General features: G+C 73.4%; 15 protein-coding genes. 9 read left to right on the forward strand and 6 right to left on the reverse strand.

The window, feature by feature from the left end:
* Positions 1–62: 62 nt before the first annotated feature.
* A complete protein-coding gene (locus M8C13_RS19990; protein WP_252482158.1) occupies positions 63–467 on the reverse strand; it encodes a hypothetical protein in 405 nt (134 codons plus the stop codon).
* A gap of 106 nt (positions 468–573) precedes the next feature.
* Here M8C13_RS19990 and M8C13_RS19995 point away from each other — a divergent pair, with 106 nt between their 5' ends.
* The 4 genes from M8C13_RS19995 (at position 574) to M8C13_RS20010 (ending at position 7,438) form a co-directional block, all read left to right on the forward strand.
* Positions 574–1,107, forward strand: a complete 534-nt coding sequence (locus M8C13_RS19995; RefSeq protein ID WP_252482159.1) for a hypothetical protein — start codon at positions 574–576, stop codon at positions 1,105–1,107.
* Positions 1,108–1,196: 89 nt separating this feature from the next.
* Positions 1,197–4,178, forward strand: coding sequence for a type 2 lanthipeptide synthetase LanM family protein (locus tag M8C13_RS20000; protein WP_252482160.1), 2,982 nt, complete (start codon positions 1,197–1,199; stop codon positions 4,176–4,178).
* A gap of 41 nt (positions 4,179–4,219) precedes the next feature.
* Positions 4,220–4,447 carry a hypothetical protein gene (locus M8C13_RS20005; protein ID WP_252482161.1) on the forward strand — a complete coding sequence of 76 codons (228 nt, stop codon included), beginning with the start codon at positions 4,220–4,222 and terminating at the stop codon, positions 4,445–4,447.
* A 99-nt stretch (positions 4,448–4,546) separates the two neighbouring features.
* Positions 4,547–7,438 (forward strand): AAA family ATPase, encoded by a 2,892-nt coding sequence (locus tag M8C13_RS20010; protein ID WP_252482162.1) that lies wholly within the window; start codon positions 4,547–4,549, stop codon positions 7,436–7,438.
* Here M8C13_RS20010 and M8C13_RS20015 read toward each other — a convergent pair.
* The 3 genes from M8C13_RS20015 to M8C13_RS20025 form a co-directional block, all read right to left on the reverse strand.
* Positions 7,435–8,244, reverse strand: a complete 810-nt coding sequence (locus tag M8C13_RS20015) for a hypothetical protein (protein ID WP_252482163.1) — start codon at positions 8,242–8,244, stop codon at positions 7,435–7,437. The genes M8C13_RS20010 and M8C13_RS20015 overlap by 4 nt on opposite strands.
* A gap of 95 nt (positions 8,245–8,339) precedes the next feature.
* Positions 8,340–10,508, reverse strand: a complete 2,169-nt coding sequence (locus M8C13_RS20020; protein WP_252482164.1) for an EAL domain-containing protein — start codon at positions 10,506–10,508, stop codon at positions 8,340–8,342.
* A gap of 10 nt (positions 10,509–10,518) precedes the next feature.
* Positions 10,519–11,547 carry an alpha/beta hydrolase gene (locus M8C13_RS20025; protein WP_252482165.1) on the reverse strand — a complete coding sequence of 343 codons (1,029 nt, stop codon included), beginning with the start codon at positions 11,545–11,547 and terminating at the stop codon, positions 10,519–10,521.
* Positions 11,548–11,762: 215 nt separating this feature from the next.
* Between M8C13_RS20025 and M8C13_RS20030 the strand changes: the two genes are divergently transcribed.
* The 5 genes from M8C13_RS20030 to htpG all read left to right on the forward strand — a co-directional run bounded on the left by M8C13_RS20030 (position 11,763) and on the right by htpG (position 18,151).
* Entirely contained in the window at positions 11,763–12,581 is an 819-nt protein-coding gene (locus M8C13_RS20030) for an SAM-dependent methyltransferase (RefSeq protein ID WP_252482166.1), read from the forward strand.
* A 24-nt stretch (positions 12,582–12,605) separates the two neighbouring features.
* Positions 12,606–13,940, forward strand: a complete 1,335-nt coding sequence (locus tag M8C13_RS20035) for a cytochrome P450 (protein WP_252482167.1) — start codon at positions 12,606–12,608, stop codon at positions 13,938–13,940.
* 65 nt (positions 13,941–14,005) lie between these two features.
* Positions 14,006–14,947, forward strand: a complete 942-nt coding sequence (locus tag M8C13_RS20040) for a hypothetical protein (protein ID WP_252482168.1) — start codon at positions 14,006–14,008, stop codon at positions 14,945–14,947.
* On the forward strand, positions 14,944–16,188 hold the full coding sequence (locus M8C13_RS20045) for a glycosyltransferase (protein WP_252482169.1): 1,245 nt from the start codon (positions 14,944–14,946) through the stop codon (positions 16,186–16,188). The genes M8C13_RS20040 and M8C13_RS20045 overlap by 4 nt, the downstream gene beginning before the upstream one ends.
* A gap of 52 nt (positions 16,189–16,240) precedes the next feature.
* On the forward strand, positions 16,241–18,151 hold the full coding sequence (gene htpG / locus M8C13_RS20050; protein WP_252482170.1) for a molecular chaperone HtpG: 1,911 nt from the start codon (positions 16,241–16,243) through the stop codon (positions 18,149–18,151).
* Between the two features lie 80 nt (positions 18,152–18,231).
* Here the strand turns inward: htpG and M8C13_RS20055 are convergent, their stop codons facing one another.
* Together M8C13_RS20055 and M8C13_RS20060 are read right to left on the reverse strand one after the other, a co-directional pair.
* Positions 18,232–18,702 (reverse strand): hypothetical protein, encoded by a 471-nt coding sequence (locus M8C13_RS20055; RefSeq protein WP_252482171.1) that lies wholly within the window; start codon positions 18,700–18,702, stop codon positions 18,232–18,234.
* The gene (locus M8C13_RS20060; RefSeq protein ID WP_252482172.1) at positions 18,669–19,256 is read right to left on the reverse strand and encodes a TIGR03086 family metal-binding protein; all 588 of its coding nucleotides are present in this window, start codon (positions 19,254–19,256) and stop codon (positions 18,669–18,671) included. The genes M8C13_RS20055 and M8C13_RS20060 overlap by 34 nt, the downstream gene beginning before the upstream one ends.
* Positions 19,257–19,311 lie beyond the last annotated feature (55 nt).

Genomic DNA, 19,311 nt, shown 5'->3' on the forward strand with positions numbered 1-19,311 from the left:
AGCCCGGCGTCACCACCATGAGGCGCGGGCATCCGGCGCCCACTCGCCAACCGGATTGGTGATCAGAGCAGCTCCGCCGTCCACTCCCAGCCGGGGGACCACGCGCGCAGCTCGGCCAGCACCGCCTCGAGGCCCCGGCGCATCGTCTTGTCGTCCGTCCGCACCACGAACCCCGGCTCCTCCTCGCTCAGCAAACAGGTCCACGGCTTGCCGCGCTCCGCCCACCGCTCGTGGTCCAGCTTCAGCAGCACGGTCAGTCCGCGCTCGGCCAGCTCGCTCATCAGCAGCTCAACGTCGATCGATCCGCCCTGCCGCACCGGCACACCGGCGAAGCACTCGGCCAGCGTCGCGCCTTCCCGGTGCTCCCGGGACAACCAGAGCCGCCAGGGCGTGCCGGGTCCGAGCTGGAGCAGGCTGGTCAGGCCCTGCTCGCCCCACCGCTCCATCGCCTCTTCCACGTCGATCACACCGTCCATTGTGTCCACCGGCGGAAATCCGCGTGCCCAGCACGCATGCGCGCCCCCTGCCCCGGCCCGCAGGCTGGACCCAGCCCAGGAGGACGGAGACGGCCCCATGCCCTTGCGGGACCTCGGTTTCAGCGCGGCGGCCGAAGCCGTGTACCGCGCCCTGCTCGACCACCCCGGCACCGACCCCGCGCCACTGGCCGACGGTCCGCTGGCCCCGGTGCTGGCCGAACTGCTGGAGCTCGGCGTGGTCCGGCCCGACCCGGAGCGGCCCAGCGGCGTCGCCCCGCTCAACCCGGCCCTGGCCCTCGCCGAGCTGATCGAGCGGGTCGAGGCCGAGCTCATCCGGCGGCACCGGCGGGCCGGGGACACCCGGCTGGAGCTGGCGGAGCTGGCCGGGCGGTTCCGGCGGGCCGGTGGGCAGGTGCAGGCGGCGGACGGGCTCAGCGAGGTGGACCGGCGGGTGCTGGAGCTGCTGGCCTCCGGGATCACCGACGAGGCGGCGGCCAGGGTGGTCGGGTTCTCGGTGCGGCAGCTGCGGCGGCGGGTGGCGGTGCTGATGGCGCGGCTGGAGGCGGCCAGCCGGTTCGAGGCCGGGGTGGCGGCGGCGCGGCGGGGGTGGGTGCGGGCGGCAGGAAGCTGACCTCGCGCTGGTCAGGAAGCTGACCTACCCAGGCCGCGGAGAATGTGCGTGCTTCCCACCCATGACCGCCATGGGGTAGGGCTGGCAGCGTGTCCGCTGTGCCTGACGCCACCCGCCGCGCCCGCCCCGAGGTCCTGCTGGACCCGAGCTGGTGGGCGCCCGCCCTGGCCCTGCACGAGCGGGCCGAGCACGGCGTCCCCGCGCACTTCGGCAGCCGGCCGCGGCACTGGGAGCAGGACGGACTGGACGCCGCGTTCGCGCTGCGGCTGGCCGAGCTGAACCTCACCGAGGACGGCGCGCTGGCCCTGCGCGCCGAACCCGCGCCCGAGCTGGCCGCCCGGATGCGCAAACCGGGGTGGGCGAGCGTGGCGGAGCGGGCGGTGCGGATCGCGGCCACGCTGCCCGGCACCTCGGCCGAGGGCCTGGACTGGCGGGAGGCGCTGGCCCGGCCGCTGCGGCCGTTCGTGCTGGACGCGGCGGACCGGCTGGCCGAGGGCCTGGCCACGCTGCCCGGCACCGTGCTGGACCTGCCCCGGATCGCGGACAGCTTCAGCGCCGCGCTCAGCCGCCGCCTGTTCGCCCTCGCCGCGCGCACCCTGGTCGGCGAGCTGCACCGCCGCCGCACCGAGGGCAGGCTGCGCGGCGCCGACGGCCAGGCCCGGTTCACCGACTTCGCGCACCAGCTCACCGACGCCACCGGCCTGGCCGAGCTGATCACCGGCTACCCGGTGCTGGCCAGGCTGCTCGCCCAGACCAGCGCCAACGCTGCCGAGGCCACCGTGGAACTGCTCGGCAGGCTGGCCGCCGACCACGCCGAGCTGGTCGCCACCCTGTTCCACGGCATCGACCCCGGCCCGCTGGTCGAGTTGGAGCCCGGCAAGGGCGACCCGCACCGCGGCGGCCGCTCCTGCACCCTGCTGCACTTCGCCGACCAGCGAAAGCTCATCTACAAGCCGCGTGATCCCGGTGCGCACCTGCTGCTCGGCAAGCTGCTCGCCTGGACCGGCAGGCACCTGCCCGGCCTCGGCCTGCGCGCGGTGCCCACGGTGGCCCGCGACGGCTACGGCTGGTCCGCCTACCTCGCAGGCGCGCCGGTGGCCGACGCTGCCGAGGCGGCCGAGTTCTACCGCAAGCAGGGCGCGCTGCTGGCCCTGCTGCACGCGGTGCAGGCCACCGACATCCACTGCGAGAACCTGATCGCCGAGGGCGACACCCCGGTGCTGGTGGACCTGGAGACCCTGTTCCACCCCGACCTCACCGGCGCGCCCAGCACCGGCGACCCGGCCGCGGACGCGCTGGCCGCCTCGGTGCACCGGACCGCGCTGCTGCCGCTGATCGTGATCGGCGAGCAGGGCGCGCTGGACATGTCCGGCCTCGGCGGCGACGGCGGCCGCACCGCCCCGGCCAGCGCGGTCGACTGGGCCGACCCCGGCACCGACGTGATGCGCCTGGTCCGCACCGCCCGCCCGTTCGCCGGGGCGCGCAACCGGCCGGTGCTCGACGGCCACCCGGTGGACCCGGCCGAGCACGAGGGCGCGCTGCTGGAGGGTTTCCGGCTGGTCTACGACCTGATCACGGCCCACCGGGACGAGCTGGTGGTGCTGGCCGCCTCCGCCGCCGACCTGCCGCTGCGCGTGGTCACCCGCCCCACCTGGGTCTACGCCACCCTGCTTGATGAGACCACGCACCCGAGCGTGCTGCGGGACGCGCTGGACCGGGACCGCGCGCTGTCCGTGCTGTGGGCCGGCCGGAGCCATCCGGTGCTGGCCCAGCTGCTGCCGCAGGAGCTGGCCGAGCTGTGGGCCGGGGACGTGCCGCTGTTCACCGGCGCGCCCGGCAGCGCGGAGATCCGCACCGCGCAGGGCAAACCGCTGCCGGTGCCACTGGGCCGGTCCGGGCTGGCCGCCGCGCTGGCCGCGATCGGGCGCTTCGGCGAGGTGGACCGGCAGGACCAGGAATGGGTGATCTGCGCGGCGCTGGCCACCCGGCACCCCGCCGGCGAGCACCAGGACGCCGCGCCGCTGCCGGGTCCGCGCACCGGCACCGCGGCCGAGCCGGACCGGTTGCTGGCCGCGGCCTCCGCGGTGGCCGACCAGATCGTGGCCCGCGGCATCCCCGGCGGCGACCGGGTCAACTGGCTCGGCCTGGAACTGGTCGACGACCGGCAGTGGCTGGTGCTGCCGATGGGCGCGGGACTGGCCACCGGGCACGTCGGGGTGGCGCTGTTCCTGGCCCAGTTGGCCGCGGCCACCGGGGTGCCCCGCTACGCCGACACCGCCCGCCGGGCGCTGCGCGGAATCCCGGATCTGCTTGCCGCGCTGGAGGTTCAGCCCCGGCTGCGCGCCGCGGTCGGCTGCGGCGGGCCGCAGGGACTCGGCGGCATCGCCTACGGCCTGGCCCGGCTGGCCACCCTGCTCGACGCGGACTGGCTGCGCGCCGAGGCCGGGACCGCGGTCCGGCTGGCCGGGGCCGCCGCCACCGAGGGCGCGGACCCGAGCTGGGCCACCGGCACCGCGGGCTGCCTGGCCGCGATGCGCGCGGTGCACGCGGAAACCGGCCTGGCCGCGGCGAAAACCCTCGCCGAGGCCTGCGCCGAGCACCTCGCGCGGTGCCTGCGCCAGGGCGTCGAGCTGCCCGGCGGCTTCGCGCACGGTTTCGCCGGACTCGCCTGGGCGCTGCGCCTGGACGGCCGGCATCCCGACCTCGCGGCCGAGGCCACGCGCCGGTCCTCGGCCGCGGGGCCCGGCTGGTGCGCGGGCGCGGCCGGACTGGCCCTGGCCACCGGCGCGACCGGCGCGCTCGCCGACCAGCCCGTGCTGCGCGATCTCAGCCTCTGCCACGGCGAGCTGGGCGTGCAGGAGGTGCTGACCGTGCTGGAGGGCCCGTCGGCCGCCCGCCGCCGCCGGGCCGGACAGGCGCTGGAGGCGCTGCACCGGCTCGGCCCGGCCTGCGGAGCCCCCGCGGGCGTGGCCACCCCCGGGCTGCTCAACGGCCTGGCCGGCATCGGCTACGGCCTGCTCCGGCTGGCCAGCCCCGACCACGTTCCCTCAGTCCTGTTGCTACAGCGCTGATCCATCCCCGAGCGGACAACCCGATGACAGGAGACAGTCCCGTGTCCAAGCCCATCCAGACCCCCGACCTGCACGACTTCACCGAGCCGGTGGGCGCCCTGCGCCTGCTGCCGGAGCTGGACTTCGGCGCCCGCGCGGTCGCGCTGACCCGGCTCGCGCTGCCGGTGGGCCTGCTCGCCGCCGGGTTCTTCGGCACCGCGGCAGGCGCGCCGGTGGAGGAGAGCACCGCGGTGGCGATCACCACCTGCTGCCCGCCGGTCACCCTGTAATTTCGTCAACCTGTAACGCCGTCGCCCTAAGGGGCAGCCGAAAGGCCAGTGCCAGAACGAGACCTGACTGGCCTTTCGGCAGCGGCTAATGTCCGCTGGGTGCGGCACCGTTCCTCGATCCTGGTCGGTCGGGACCCCGAGCTGGCGGCGGTGACGGCCGTGCTGGACTCGGCCAGAGCCGGACGCGGCGGCGCCGTGTTCCTGGTGGGCGAGAGCGGCATGGGCAAGTCCCGGCTGGCCGCCGCGGTGGCCGAGTCGGCCTACTCCGCGGGCATGAGCCTGATGCGCGGACGGGCCAGCGCGATCGACCCGATGGCCCCGTTCCGGCCGCTCACCGAGGCCCTGCTGTCCCTGCTGCGGTCGGTCGACGTGCAGCCCACCGCACTCGGCCCGTACGGCCCGGTGCTCGGCCGCCTGCTGCCCGGCTGGGGCGACGGCGGTAGCCGGGAGGGCGACTCGCTGGTCATCCTGGCCGAGGCGGTGCTGCGGCTGACCGGGCTGGTGGGCCGGGAACGCGGCTGCCTGATGGTCCTGGACGACCTGCAGCACGCCGATGCGGAGACGCTGGCCGTGCTGGAGTACCTGATCGACAACCTGGACCTGCAACCGACCATGCTGCTCGGCGCGATCCGGGACGAGCCCTGCCCCGCGCTGCGCATCGCGCGCGCCGCCGCCCAGCGCGGGCAGTGCGTGCTGATCGAGCTGAACCGGCTGGACCGGGCCGGGCTGGCCGCGCTGGCCGCCTCCTGCCTGGACGTGGCCGGGGTGCCGCCCGCCGTGGCGGACCTGCTGTGGGCGGGCAGCGGCGGCAACCCGTTCATGATCGAGGAACTGGTCGCGGGCATGGTCGAGGGCGGCCTGCTCAGCACCAGCGGCGGCACCGTGCGCATCGCCGAGCAGCTGCCCGCGACCCTGCCCACCACGGTGTCCAGGGCGCTCGCCCAACGCGTCGAGGCGCTCAGCAGGCAGGCCCGCGAGCTGCTCACCGTGGCCGCCGTGCTCGGCCAGCGCTTCCCGCTGGCGGTGGTGCAGCGGGTCACCGGGCTGCCGGACCGGGAGCTGCTCAGCCTGCTGCACGGCGACCTGGCCGCCCAGCTGGTCGCGCCGGATGAGACCACCGCGGACTGGTACGCCTTCCACCACCAGCTCAGCCGCGAGGCCGTGCTGGCCCAGGTCGACAAGTCCGCCCGCGCCGAGCTGGCCGCGGCGCTGGCGGAGGCGGTCGAGCAGGTGCACCCCGGCCTGCCGGAGGCCTGGTGCCAGGTCGCGGCCACCCTGCGCAAGGCATCGGGCCAGCACGGCGCGGCCGGGCGGCTCTACACCGAGGTGGGCAGGCGGGCCCTCGCCCAGGGCGCGGCGGGCTCCGCGGTCGCGCTGCTGGACCAGGCCTGGGAGCTGTTGCGGCACGAGGACGCGGCCAGCCGGGCCACCGCGCTGGAGCTGCTGGTCAACGCACTCGCCGAGGCCGGTGAGGTGGAGCGCGCGCTGGACTCGGTGGCCATCCTGGACCAGGTCGGCGGCCTGGACCCGCGCCGCCGCGCGCAGCTGCACACCCGGCTGGGCTGGGCCGCCGCGGTGGCCGGGCGCTCCGCGGACGGGATCACCCAGGTCGAGGCGGCCCGCGCGCTGCTCGGCCCGGACCCGGCGGCCGAGGACACCGCGCCGATCGACGTGGTCGCCGCGCACCTGGCCCTGGACATCCCCGGCCCCGGCCAGCTGGCCACCGCGGAACGGCTGGGGCGGCAGGCCGCCGAGGTGGCCGAGTCGGTGCCGCTGCCGGTGGTGGCCTGCCAGGCCTGGCAGCTGCTCGGCGCGATCACCCGGCACCGCGACCCCGAGGAGGGCACCGCCTGCCTGGAACGGGCCCGCGCGGTCGCGGTCCGGCACCAGCTGCCGATCTGGGAGATCCACACCCTGATCCGGCTGGGCAACGACGACGCGCTGCGCACCGGCGCGCTGGACCGGCTGGAGCACGCCAGGGAGCTGGCCTCCGCCGCGGGCGCGATCACCGCCCGGTACCAGGCCGAGGCGAGCATCGCGCTGCACTCCATCCTGCGTGGCGACTTCGACGCCGCGCGCATCCTGATCGACGGCGTGCTGCCGGCCACCACCCGGCTCAAGCTGCTGGAGACCACCCAGTACACGCTGCTGCTGCGCGCGGTGCTGGCCGGGCACCAGGGCCGCCGCAAGGAGCTGGCCGAGGCGCTGGCCGAGTTCCGCGACTGGCACGGCGACCCCGCTCTGCACGCCCCGCGCATCCACGGCCTGGCAGGCAGTTTCTGCGCGCTGCTGGAGGAGGACCGGCCGCGCGCGCTGGCCGAGCTGGCCCGCGCGCTGGACGGCGAGGACACCGAGCGCTCGGTGTTCCACCTCTCCGGCAGGCACGGCCTGCACCTGCTGCTCACCGTGCTGTGCGGCCAGACCGACCGCACCGCCTACGACGAGCTGGCCGCCAACCCGGCAGGCGGCCTGCGCTGGGACCGCCAGTTCGCCTGCTTCGCCAGGGCCGTGCTGCTCGGCCGCGAGGGCAAGGCCACCGAAGCCGCCGAGGCGGTCGCCGAGGCGCTGCGAGTCGGCGAGCCGTACGCGATGAGCAGGCACCTCGGCCTGCGCCTGGTCGGCGAGGAGGCACTGGCCGCGGGCTGGGGCGAGCCGGTGGAATGGCTGCGCACCGCCGAGGCCTACTTCCACCGCCTGGACGGCGCCTCGGTGGCCGGCGCCTGCCGCGCCCTGCTCCGCCGCGCGGGGGTCAGGGTCGCCCAGCACCGCGAAGGCGCAGGCGGCATCCCGCCCGGCCTGCGCTCGGTCGGCGTCACCGTCCGCGAGTTCGAGGTGCTCCGCCTGCTCATCGGCAGGCTGGGCAACCGCGAGATCGCCGAACGCCTGCACCTGTCCCCGCGCACGGTGGAACGCCACGTCTCCAACCTGATCACCAAGACCGGCCTGCCCAACCGCATCGCGCTGAGCGAGTACGCCGCCGACCTGAGTTAGTCCACAGTGGACAGTGTCACCGGCAGCACCGCGCGCACGAAGACCGGACGGTCGCCCGGGACCGCGCCGCGGTAGGCCGGGGCGTGCGCGAGGCGGGTCTCGAACCAGGGACCGTCCTCCGGCGGGCAGGCGCCGAGCACCACCGCCGGGTCCGCGGTCAGCTCGGGCTCGTCCGGGTGGTGCGCGATGCGCAGGCCGAACAGGTTCGGCACGCTCGGGTCGATGGTGTTGGCGCTGCTGGGAAACCGGTCGCCCCACGGGAACAGGGTGCGCGCCCCGCTGGCCGCCGCGTGCTCCCACTCATCCGGCTCGGGTAAGCGCTGCCCCGCCGCGGCCAGCGCGGCCGCCACCTCGGCCGGGCCGCGCTCGCCCACCGGCTCGGCCTGCACCGCGACCAGCAACGAGGGCAGCTCCACCACCCTCGGCCGGGTGGTCCGCCTGGCCAGCCCGGCCCTGATCTCGGTCAGGTCCTCGGCGGCGAAGTCCGGCTCGTACGGAGTGCTGCGCACCGGCTCCGCGGCCGGGGACAGCGCGTCCTCATCACCCAGGAAGGAGGCCATCTCCTCCTCGCTCGGCGTCCAGCCCCGCTCGTCGAAGCCCAGCGGCACCGCCCCGCCCGGCACCAGCGCGAAGTCCCGGCCCGCCACGTCGAAGACCGCCACCGGCGCACCGCGCCCGGCGTAGGTGTAGCGGAAGACCTCCCGCAGGCCAATGCCGTGCCGCCTGGCCAGGCCCTCGGCCACCCGGCGCGCGGCGGGGACATCGAGGGCGGGCCAGTCGGCCGCGGTCAGTTCATGCGGAGCCACGCCGGACAGTGTGCCGTTCCGCGCGCCCGCAGGTGAAGATCCGGGAACCGGAGCGTGATCTCCGCCCGCGCTCGCTGCGGAAAGTGGTCGAGGATTCATCCGGACGGGGGCTTCAGCAGCTCCTCGAACCGCTCCGGCGACCCGGCGGGCGCGAAGTGCCCGCCCCGCGCGGCGTCCGCGCCGATCGAGCGCCACCACTCGGCCTGCTCCGGCGTGTCCACCCCGGCCACCACCACCCGCACCCCGGTCGCCCGCACCAGCCGGGACAGCTCCCGCAGCGCACCGGCGACCAGCGTGTCCTGCCCGGTGCGGTGCGCCTGCCGTTCCACCAGCCAGCCCGCCAGCCGGACCGCGCGCACCGGCAGGTCCTCCAGGCAGGCCAGGTCCGCGGCCGTGGTGCTGAACTCCAGCAGCTCGATCCGCACCCCGGCCGCGGCCAGCAGCCGCAGGTTCTCCGCCGCCTCACCGCCGGGGTTGACCAGCGCGGGCGCGGGCATGCCCAGCCACAGCCGGTCCGCTGGCAGCCCTGTGCTGTCCACAATGGACCGGATGTGGCCGACCAGGTCCGGGTCGGCGGCCTGGTTCGCGGTCAGCGGGACGTGCACCGGCAGGTCGCACTCCAGCCGCTCCCGCCAGTCCCGCAGCTGGGCGCAGGCCTTGCGCAGCAACGCCACTCCCAGCGTCATGATCAGTCCGGTCTGCTCGGCCAGCTCCGCGCACAGCTCGTGCCGTACCGGCCCGCGCCGCGGATGGTCCCAGTGCAGCAGCGCGTCCACACCCAGCAGCCGCTCACCGTCCATTGTGGACAGTGGTTGGTAGGTGACGGTGAGCTGCCCGGTCTCCCAGGCGCCGGGCAGCGCGGCGGCCAGCGAGGCCCACTCCCGGTCCCTGGCGTCCTGGAACGGGTCGTAGAGCGCCCACTGCGCGCAGCCGTTGCGCTTGGCCCGCGCCAGCGCCAGCTCGGCGGCCTCCAGCAGCTCCTCGGCGGTGAGGTCCCGCGCCGGGCGGTCCACCACGCCGATGCAGGCGGTGGCGGCCAGCCCGGAGTCGCCCACGTAGAGCGGTTCGGCCAGCGCGGCGGTGATCCGCTGGATCATCCGGACCACGTCCGGCGTGCCCGGCCCGTTCCGCACCAGCAGCGCGAACTCGTCCGCGCCGAAGCGGGCCACCATCGCCTCCTCCCCGGCCACCACCGCCTTGAGCCGCCTGGCCACCGTGTCCAGCACCAGGTCGCCGACCCCCCGGCCGAGCCCGTGCGTGATCAGCGAGAAGCCGTCCAGGTCCAGGTGGTACAGGGTGATCCCGGTGGACGGGTCGGCCTGCCTGCGCACCCGTTCCAGGTTGCTGCCGAAGTACTGCCGGTTCGGCAGCTGGGTCAGCCGGTCGTGCAGCGCCTGCCGGTTCATCTGGCCCTGCAACAGCTTCAGCTCCGAGCTGTCCTCCACCACCGCGACCAGCTGCGCGCCCGGCTCGCCCGGCCGGACCGCGGCCAGGCTGAGCATGGCCCAGACCCGCTCGCCGTCGGCGCGCACCAGCCGGTGCTCGTTGCGCACCCGCGCCACCCGGCCCGACAGCAGCGAGCGGTAGGCGTTGCGCAGCGCGGCCACGTCCTCCGGATGGCTCACCTCGAACAGCGAACCCGGTGACAGCTCCTCCTTGGGCTGCCCCAGAATCGCCGCCAGCCCGTCGTTGACCAGGGTGAACCGGCCCTCGGCGTCGGTGACCGCGACCCCGCTGGAGGTGCCGGCCAGCAGGTGCTCGAACCGGCCATGGGCCAGCACCAGCTCCCGCCGGGTGTCCTGCAGCGCCACCCGCAGCGCCTTGAGCATGGTGTCCTGCTGGGACAGGGTGTGCAGCCGGACCGCCTCGCTGTACCCGGCGGCCAGCGCGCCCAGCAGCAGCACCACCCGCTCGGCGGCGCGCGGCAGCCCGGCCAGCTCGGGTAGCGCCAGCAGTCCCTTGCCCAGCACGTCCATGGTGTGCTGCAAGGCCGCCGGGCCGGTGCAGCCCGCGGCGACCAGCTCGGCCCCGTGCGCGGTGGCCGGGTGCGCCTGGAACGGCTCGGCGCGCGCCGCGTCGACCAGCGCGTCCACCATGGCGTCCAGGGTGCGCTGGAACTCCTCGGGTTCCAGCGGCACGTACTCGGTGGTGCTGATCTGCCCGGCCCACTTGCGGGCCAGCTTGGCCCGCGCCTTGGCGCGTTCGGCCGGGGAGAGCGGCACGGCCGCTGGGGGCCGCCCGCTCTCCGGGAAGGGCACGGTCACGGTGGACCGCTCAACCTGGGAAGTTCGACTTCAGCCAGTCGCGGATCGCGGTGCGGTGCACCGCCGCGTCCCGGCCGAGCGCGACCGCGTGGCCTGCCCCGCGCACCAGGTGCACGGCCAGCTTCGCCTCCGCGCTGAAGTACGGCTTCTCCCTGGCCAGCAACGTCTGCTCATCCGCGCAGGAGTAGGCGCAGAACAGGTTGTCCTTGTCCCCGTTGGCGATCAGCACCGGGACCTTGATCGCCTTGGACACCGGCAGGATGAAGCCGAACGGCAGCAGGTCGGCCACCACGGTCGCGGCCACCTGGTCCTTGGTCGCGTCATCGGCCCTGACCACCTCGGCCTCCACCGAACCGCCCTCGTGGAAGACGCCCCTGGTGCCGGGCCAGGTGGTGAGGTAGCCCGGGTCCAGGCTCCGGCCGCCGAGCACCGGGTCCAGCAGCGAGGGCGTGATGCCCTTGACGAAGATCCCGGTCAGCGCGAGCAGGTCCATCGAGTGCGTCATGCCGGTGAGCACCACGCCGTCCACGCCGTGGTGCAGCGCCGCGGCCAGCAGCGCGATGCCCGAGCCCATGGAGTGCCCGACCAGCACCACCTTGCGGTACTTCACCCCGTCGACCGCGCCGGCCCGCAGCTTGGCCGCGACCTGGTCCACCACCCCGGCCTGGGCCGTGCCGGTGATCAGCGCGCTCAACGGTTTTGAGCTGTCGCCGCTGCCCAGGGCGTCCATGGCGAAGGTGGCCCGCCCGGCGCGGGCCATGTCGCGCTGGTAGGAGTAGCGGCCCTGGGCGTAGGGCAGGTTCCAGTAGTGCCGGTTGTAGGTGCCGCCGTGCACCAGCAGCTGCACCGTGCCGGACGCGCCGCCGACGGGCGCGCAGTGCGTGCCGTGCACGGTCTGGCGCAGCAGGCCGAGACCGAAGGAGACCGGGAGCTTGGTCTCGGTGCAGCGGACCTGTGGTTCGGCCGCCGCGGTGAGCGGGCAAGCCAGCAGGCTGAGACAAGTGAACAGTGCGGTGCCAAGAACCCGGAGGGGTCGCACGGTGTTCCTCTTCCCGAGGGGGATGGTCAACAGAGCGTGCATACTACAACCCTCTGCGTAACAAACCGCTACCACTTGACCCGATCCGGTTAACCCGGGGCGGCATTCCGGGCGATACCCCTACCGTCCCCCTGCCAGCCAAGCGCACAGTGGCTGGTCGGCCTGGCACCCCGGCCGGGTCGCACCGTCACCACACGATGGGATGTGTGTCTTTCGTGAGCACCCAGACCAGCTGGGTACCGCCCGACATCGACGTGGACCGCGCCAGCCCGGCCAGGGTCTACGACTACCTGCTCGGCGGCGCGTGGAACTTCGACGCCGACCGGCAGATGGCCGAGGCGGCCATCGCGCGGATGCCGTGGGTACGGGACCTGGCCCGGTACAACCGGTCCTTCCTCAGCCGCGCGGTCCGCTACTGCGCCGAACGCGGGATCAGCCAGTTCCTGGACCTCGGCTCGGGCATGCCGACCTCCAAGAGCGTGCACGAGATGGCCATGGAGATCGACCCGGAGTCCAGGGTGGTCTACGTGGAGCAGGAGCAGGTCGCGGTCGCGCACAGCGAGCTGATCCTGGCCTCGGTGCCCGGCGCCGGCGTACTGGGCGCGGACATGCGCGCCGCGCAGGAGGTGCTGGCCAGCCCGGTCACCAGGGAGCTGCTGGACTTCGGCGAGCCGGTCGCGGTGGTCATGGCCTCTTCACTGCACTACGTGCTCGACGCCGAGGAGGCCGCCGAGCTGGCCCGCACCTACCTGGCCGCGGTGCCGGCTGGCAGCTACCTGGTGCTCTCGCACATCACCGACGACGGCGCCGACGGCTCGGCCGAGGTGCGCGAGCTGGTCGAGCTCTCCCGCGCCACCACCAGCGCCGGGGTGGCCCGCTCCCGCGCCTGGATCGCGAGCCTGTTCGACGGTCTGGACCTGGTCGACCCCGGCCTGGTCTACACCTCGCAGTGGCGGCCGAACACCCCGCTGCGACTGGTCACCGACATGCCGGCGCACGCCTCTCTGCTCGCGGCGGTGGCCCGCAAACCCTGAGCCGCACAACAGGTGGAGGCCACCATGAGCGCCGTCCTGCCGTCCGTCCCGGTCGCACCGGGCCGTCTCCCCGTGCTGGGCCACCTGCCCGCCCTGACCAGGGATCCGTTGCAGTTCCTGCAAAGCCTGCGCGGCCACGGCGAGCTGGTGGCCTTCCACCTGGGCCCCCGCGTCATCTACCTGGTGAACTCCCCTGAGCTGATCCGCCAGGTGCTGGTCACCGACGCGGCGAAGTTCCAGCGCGGCAAGGTCTTCCGCAAGGCACGGGAGCTGCTCGGCGACGGCCTGGCCACCGCCGACGACCCGGCACACCGCGAGCAGCGCCGGATCGTGCAGCCCGCCTTCCACCGCAACCGGATCGCGGGCTACGCGCGGATCATGCGCGCGGAGATCGACCGGATCATCACCGCCTGGCCGGAGGGGCGGCGGTTCCGGTTGGACCAGCAGCTGGCCGACCTGACCCTCGGCGTGACCGCGAAAACCTTGTTCCACACCGAGTTCAGCCAGGCCGCGGTGGCCGAGATCCAGCGCTCGCTGGCCCCGGTGCTCAACGGCGTGACCAGCCGCGCGCTGCTGCCGGACTTCCTGGAACATCTGCCCATCCCGGCCAACCGCCGCTTCGACGAGGCGCTGCACCGGCTCACCTCCATTGTGGACGAAGCCATCGCAGCCTACCGGCAGGCCGGGACCGACCACGGCGACCTGCTGTCCACCCTGGTCGCCGGGGAACCCCTGAGCGATGCGGAGATCCGCGCCCAGGTGCTCAACTTGCTGATGGCGGGCACCGAGACCACCGCGACCGCGCTGTCCTGGCTGGCCTACGAGCTCACCGTGCACCCCGAGGTCGCCGAGGCGGTGCGGCACGAGCTCACCACCGTGCTGGGCAACCGGCCGCCCACCGTCGCCGAGCTACCCGAACTGTCCTATGTGGACAGAGTGATCACCGAGACGCTGCGCCTGCACTCCCCGGTCTGGCTGCTGATGCGCACCACCGTGGAGCCGCTCCGCCTTGGCGCCACCGAACTTCCGGCCGCGGCCGAGGTGCTGGTGGTGCCGCCCACCCTGCACCGCGATCCCGCGCTGTACCCCGACCCTTTGCGCTTCCACCCGGACCGCTGGCTGCACCCGGAGGCCAGGACCTGGCGGCGCGAGCGGTTCTTCCCCTTCGGCGGCGGCCCGCACCACTGCGTCGGCGACAACTTCGCCTGGACCGAGATGACGCTGGCGGTGGCCGCGATCTACCGGCGCTGGCACCTGGTGCTGGCCCCTGGCGCCAGGGTTCGCGAGGTGACCCGCGCCTTCCTCAAACCCAGTGCGCTGCCGGTGCTCGCGACAAGGGTGGTAACCCCCCAATCCTGACCGGTTTTCGCAGGTCCCTGAGCTGCCTGGGGGACATGTAGGGGTCACCCCGGGGACATTCCCCGATGATCAGGGCGGACCGGCCGACCACAGTGGGCACTGTGATCGACCTGACCGGACTCGCCGTGCTGCTCGCGGTGGTCGGCGCGTGCTGTTACGCCGCCGCCGCCCGCGTGCAGCACTCGGCCGTGCAAGCCACCGGTGACGGCGCGAACCTCCGGCTGGCCACCCTGTGGCGGCTGGTCCGGGACCCGCGCTGGCTGCTCGGCCTGGCGCTGCTCGGCGGCGGGACCGTGCTGCACGCGATCGCGGTGGCCATCGGACCGCTGATCGTGGTCCAGCCGGTCGGCGTGCTCGCCCTGGTGCTGGCCGCGGTGCTGGACGCGCGGCAGACCGGGCGGCGGATCAACGCCGCGGTGCTCACCCCGGTGCTGACCGCCACCCTCGGCATGGGCGGCTTCGTCGCCTTCGCCGCGGGCAGCGCCACCGGGACGCCACCGGCCGGGGCGCTGACCGACGTGCTGCTGTTCGGCGCACTCGGCGTCGCGGCACTGATGATCATCGGCTCGCTCACCCGCGGCAATTTCCGCTGCCTCGCCCTCGGCGCGGGCGGCGGGGTGGCCTACGGCGTGGTCTCGGTGCTGGTCCGGCTGACCGCGCACCAGTTCCAGGCCGGCGCCGGGATCTCCTGGCTCGCGGTGGCCGGCGTCGCCGCCGCGCTGCTCGGCGGCGGCTGGTGCGTGCAGCAGGCCTACGCCAGCGGACGGCCGCACCACGTGGTCGCCTGCCTGACCGTGCTCGACCCGCTGGTCGCGGTCGCCATGGGCGTCGGCCTGCTCGGCGAGGCCGCCGGCACCACCCCGTGGGTGGCCGTGGCCGAGCTGACCTGCGCCGCCGTCGCGCTGGCCGGGGTCACCCTGCTCGCCCTCGCGCCCGGCACCCCTTCCCTCGAAGTCGACGACCAGCGCGCACCTGCCTGGTCAGCCCAGAACAGGACCGCATCATGACCAGTCAGCGTGCTCTCCGCATCGTCATCGGCGCCGACACCTTCCCGCCGGATGTCAACGGGGCGGCCAACTTCGCCCACCGCCTGGCCTCGGGCCTGGCCGCCCAGGGCCACGACGTGCACGTGCTCTGCCCGGCCCCGGACGTCTCGGCGGAGCTGCTGGCCGGCTCGCACGCGATGGACGGGATCACCGTGCACCACGTGCGCTCGCACCGCTGGCCCTTCTACCAGAAGTTCCGGTTCTCCACCCCGTGGCAGGCGAACCGGACCGCCACCGAGCTGCTGCGCGAGCTGCAGCCGGACGTGGTGCACGTGCAGGCGCACTTCGTGGTCGGCCGCGCGCTGGCCAAGGCCGCGCCCGCGCTGGGCATCCCGCTGGTGGCCACCAACCACTTCATGCCGGAGAACCTGTTCGCGCTGGTCAAGATGCCCGGCTGGCTGCGCGCCACCAGCGCCCGGCTGGCCTGGCGGGACCTGGTGTCGGTGTTCGGCCGCGCCCAGGTGGTCACCGCGCCCACCCCGCGCGCGGTGAAGCTGTTGCAGGACAACAAGCTCGGCCGGGAGGCGCTGGCCATCTCCTGCGGCATCGACATCGAGAAGTACCGCCGCGCCCAGCAGCGGCAGGCCGGTCAGGGCCGGACCGTGCTGTTCGTGGGCAGGCTGGATGAGGAGAAGCGGGTCAACGAGCTGCTGGCGGCGCTGGCCAAGCTGCCCGCGGAGCTGGACGTGCGGGCCGAGATCGTCGGCGACGGCAGCTGCCGCGGCAGCCTGGAGGCGCTGGCCGACCGCCTCGGCGTGCGCGAGCGGGTCACCTTCCACGGCCACCTCAGCGACGCCGAGCTGCTCGCCGCCTACGCCCGCTGCGACCTGTTCTGCATGCCCGGCATCGCCGAGCTGCAGAGCCTGGTCACCATGGAGGCGATGGCCGCTGGCAAGCCGGTGGTGGCCGCGGACGCGATGGCCCTGCCGCACCTGGTGCGCCCCGGCCGCAACGGCTGGCTGTTCCCGCCCGGCAACGTGCTCGCGCTGGCCGCCCGGCTCACCCAGACCCTGAGCGACCCGGAGATGCTGGCCACCATGGGCAAGGCCAGCGAGACCATGATCGCCGAGCACGCCATCGCGAACACCATCGGCCGGTTCGAGCGGATCTACCGCGACCTGGTGACCGCCGCGCCCGCCCAGCTCCGCCCGGCGCCCAAGCGGGCCCCGCGCCGGGAGCGCGAACTCTCCCGCACCGCCTGACACGTAGAATGCCTGGTCGCAGCACCCGGAAGTGATTCGCGGAAGGAAGCACGTGACCAGCCCGACCGAAACGCTCGAGTTCCAGTCCGAGGCCCGTCAGCTCCTGCAGCTGATGATCCATTCGATCTACTCGAACAAGGACACCTTCCTGCGCGAGCTGGTGTCCAACGCCTCGGACGCGCTGGACAAGCTGCGCCTGGCCACCTACCGGGACAAGGACCTGGTGGCCGACGCGGACGATCTGCACATCGAGATCGCCACCGACCCGGAGGCCCGCACGCTGACCGTGCGGGACAACGGGATCGGCATGAGCCGGGAGGAGGTGGTCAGCCTCATCGGCACCATCGCCAAGTCCGGCACCGCGGAGTTCCTGCGCAAGATGAAGGAGACCCAGGACGCGGCCGCCTCCCAGGACCTGATCGGCCAGTTCGGCGTCGGCTTCTACGCCAGCTTCATGGTCGCCGACCGGGTCACCCTGGTCACCAGGAAGGCAGGCGAGTCCGAGGGCGTGCGCTGGGAGTCCGAGGGCGAGGGCACCTACACCATCGGCCCCGCCGAGGACGCGCCCCAGGGCACCTCGGTGACCCTGCACCTCAAGCCGGAGGACGCCGAGGACAACCTCTTCGACTACACCGACCCGGCCAAGATCCGCGAGATCGTCAAGCGCTACTCCGACTTCCTGACCTGGCCGATCCGGATGGCCAAGCCGTCCACCGGCGAGGAGGACGGCGGCCAGGAGCTGGAGACGGTCAACTCGATGAAGGCGCTCTGGGCGCGCAGCCAGAGCGAGGTCACCGAGGAGGAGTACGCCGAGTTCTACAAGCACATCAGCCACGACTGGACCGGCCCGCTGGAGACGGTGCGGCTCAACGCCGAGGGCACCTTCGAGTACCAGGCGCTGCTGTTCATCCCGTCCAGGGCGCCGATGGACCTGTTCATGCGGGACGCCAAGCGCGGCGTGCAGCTCTACGTCAAGCGCGTGTTCATCATGGACGACTGCGAGGAGCTGGTCCCGGAGTACCTGCGCTTCGTCAAGGGCGTGGTGGACGCGGCTGACCTATCCCTCAACGTCAGCCGCGAGATCCTGCAGCAGGACCGCCAGATCCAGCTGATCCGCAAGCGCCTGGTGAAGAAGATCCTGGCCACGGTCAAGACGCTCCAGTCGGACAAGCCGGAGTCCTACCAGACCTTCTGGACCGAGTTCAGCCGCGCGGTCAAGGAAGGCCTGCTCTCCGACCCGGACAACCGCGAGACCATCCTGGAGATCTGCTCCTTCGCCTCCACCCACGACGCGGAGAAGCTGACCACGCTGCGCGAGTACGTCGAGCGGATGAAGGACGGCCAGCAGCACATCTACTTCCTCACCGGCGAGTCCCGGCAGAGCATCGAGAACTCCCCGCACATGGAAGCGCTGGCCGCCAAGGGCTACGAGGTGCTGATCCTGACCGACCCCATCGACGAGATGTGGGTGGACGCGGTCAGCGGCTTCGACGGCAAGCAGTTCCAGTCCATCGCCAAGGGGCAGGTGGACCTGGACTCCGAGGAGGAGAAGAAGGCCACCGAGGTCGCCCGCGAGGCCAAGCAGAAGGAGTACGAGCCCCTGCTGACCTGGCTGGGCACCACCCTGTCCGACACGGTCAAGGAAGTCCGCCTCAGCACCCGCCTCACCACCAGCCCCGCCTGCATCGTCGGCGACACCTACGACCTCACGCCGACCCTGGAGAAGATGTACCGCGCCATGGGCCAGGACCTCCCACCCATCAAGCGCATCCTGGAGCTGAACCCGGACCACGGCCTGGTCACCGCCCTGCGCGCGGCCCACGCGGACCGCCCGGAGGACGAGGCCCTGACCGAAACCGCCGAACTCCTCTACAACATGGCCCTGCTCGCCGAAGGCGGCGACCTGCCCAACCCAGCCCGCTTCACCAAACTCCTGGCCGGCCGCCTGGAGAAGACACTCTGACCAACGCCGAGGGCCGGGCAGTGATATCCAGTCACTGCCCGGCCCTTGCGTTTGTCCCCTGACTTCCGCGGGTTCCGCACTTAGCCTGACGGAATCGTCGCGACCGTCACCTGTCCATCCATCAGGCATTCGATGAGCACCGAACCGCCAAGCGGGTGGATCCAGAAGTGCGGCCCGGCGTCCAGGATGTCCCGCGCGCGCCGCACCGCGACATCCGCGGGCATGGTCACGGCCGGCATCAGGTAGTTGCCCCACATGACGGCGATCCGCTCACCCCGCCGCACATACGGGGAGAGCAGCTCCGCCGCCATCCTCACCCAGTGCTCCTCATCGTCCCACCAGAGGCGTTCTTCGAACTCCTCGGCATCCCAATAGCCGGCGGACATGTGAAATGACTCCCGGAAGTCATCCACAACGATTTCCCCGACCATCTCGTCGGCCGCCCCACCGACCGCACCTTGCCGGCCCACCACACCTTTGGAAAACATCCCACCGCCTTGGCGGCGTCCACCACCGGTCAGTCCGGCCAGCGCGGCGATCGCCCCAGCCACAACAAGATCCGCTCCATCGGCTCCCCCTCAGCCGGCAACGCGGCCCCAAACGCCGCCCCCGCCCGCCGCCGATCCCCATCATCCGGCACCGCGAACGCGATCCGCGACGCCACCTCCACCAGCTCCGGCGCCAGCCGGTACCGATTCCCCAGCGCCCGCGCCACATCCCACCCGTGCACCACGTAGTCGATCAGATGAAACCCGATCGCCCGCACCGCCGGGAACGAAGCACCGAACTCCGCCAACGTGAACTCCCGCTCCCACACCCCCTCCTCCGCGAACGCCGCGAGCACCCGGTCCGCCGCCGCCCGGTACTCGCGCACCGGATCCGGCCCGAGCGGCCGCACCCGCCACACCGCGGTATCCGCCCCGTTCCCCTCGGCCGCGGCGGCGAACCCGTGGTGCTGCACGGTCATGTGCGCCAGCAGCTCCGCCAGCGTCCAGTCCGCGCACGGAGTCGGGCGCTTCAGGTCCGCGGACTCAACCCGTTCAACCGCGGCGACGCTGTCCAGTACCGCGCGGCGGTGCAGCGTCAGCAACTCATTCGTAAGCATGTGCATATGATGTGCATGCGCTTACGATCTGGTCAACCCCAGTACGCTGCTCGGC

Source organism: Crossiella sp. SN42 (assembly GCF_023897065.1).
Lineage (GTDB): Bacteria > Actinomycetota > Actinomycetes > Mycobacteriales > Pseudonocardiaceae > Crossiella.

Coding starts and splice junctions, on each gene's coding strand:
- M8C13_RS19995 (WP_252482159.1), top strand. CDS start 574: ATGCCCTTGCGGGACCTCGGTTTCAGCGCGGCGGCCGAAGCCGTGTAC.
- M8C13_RS20035 (WP_252482167.1), top strand. CDS start 12,606: ATGAGCGCCGTCCTGCCGTCCGTCCCGGTCGCACCGGGCCGTCTCCCC.
- M8C13_RS20040 (WP_252482168.1), top strand. CDS start 14,006: ATGATCAGGGCGGACCGGCCGACCACAGTGGGCACTGTGATCGACCTG.
- M8C13_RS20045 (WP_252482169.1), top strand. CDS start 14,944: ATGACCAGTCAGCGTGCTCTCCGCATCGTCATCGGCGCCGACACCTTC.
- M8C13_RS20060 (WP_252482172.1), bottom strand. CDS start 19,256: ATGCTTACGAATGAGTTGCTGACGCTGCACCGCCGCGCGGTACTGGAC.